This is a genomic window from Vibrio sp. YT-16, from assembly GCF_033337405.1.
GTDB classification, from domain to species: Bacteria; Pseudomonadota; Gammaproteobacteria; order Enterobacterales; family Vibrionaceae; genus Vibrio; species Vibrio alginolyticus.
In genome coordinates, this window is sequence record NZ_JAWOQQ010000159.1 from 1 (window position 1) to 1,042 (window position 1,042).

Consider the following 1,042-nt stretch of genomic DNA (forward strand, 5'->3'; position numbering starts at 1 on the left):
ATTGGCTGACGCTTGTGCTGAGTTGCTTTGTAAATCGAAACCAAACGATCGACAACTTGTTGAGAAACTGGTTTACCTTCCAAGAAGTCGTCAATCTGCTCATAAGTTAGGTTTAGTGCATCTTCATCTGCTTTCTGCGGAGCCAGTTCTTCTAGGTCTGCGGTTGGCACTTTCTTCACTAACACCTCTGGCGCGCCCAAAGTTGCGGCTACTTCGCGCACTTGACGTTTGTTCAAACCAAACAGAGGGGCAAGGTCACACGCGCCATCACCAAATTTGGTATAGAAACCAGTGATGTTTTCTGCAGAGTGGTCAGTACCTAACACCAAGCCACCGACGTAACCGGCGATCTCGTATTGAGCGATCATACGAGCACGTGCTTTTACGTTACCTTTTACAAAGTCTACTTTTGCCGCGTCTTCTGGCATTAGCCCTGTGCCTTCTAGTGCGATATTAGAAGCGGCATGCATACCATCAACACCTTGTTTGATGTTCACAGAGACAGAATGCGTAGGTTTAATGAATGACAACGCCAATTGCGCTTCATCTTCGTCTTTTTGCTCACCGTAAGGCAGACGTACTGCGATAAACTGGTAATCGTTGCTGCCAGTTTCTTCGTTAAGTTGGTCTACAGCAAGTTGGGCAAGGCGACCTAACGTGGTTGAGTCAACACCGCCACTGATGCCAAGCACAAGTGACTTACAACCTGCTTCTTGTAGCTTGCGCTTAATAAAAGCAATACGGCGTTCAATTTCGAAATGCGGGTCAATTGACGGCAATACACGCATTTCGTCACGGATGGATTGTTCCATTTAGGGTTCCTTTTCCTGCAAATATCTTAGACACAAAAACTGCTTCGAGTGGTCATTCACCAAAGATCAAACAGTGTGACGTCGTTATCGAGCTAAAATGGTGATAAACCATTCAATTAAGGCTCGTAAACGTCGCTTTAGTGTCAAAAGCTCTAAAGATTAGTAGTATCATACCGAAATCATCAGATTAGAAAACTCTCTTCAACCAGGTAATCACCGGATATGAAAAA

1 protein-coding gene is annotated in these 1,042 nt (G+C 44.9%); it reads right to left on the reverse strand.

Translation table 11 applies throughout. From position 1 onward, the window contains the following. Positions 1-812, reverse strand: an 812-nt coding sequence (nadE, locus tag R7F07_RS25455) for an ammonia-dependent NAD(+) synthetase (RefSeq protein WP_318110702.1), incomplete at its 3' end; no start/stop codon positions are given. Positions 813-1,042 lie beyond the last annotated feature (230 nt).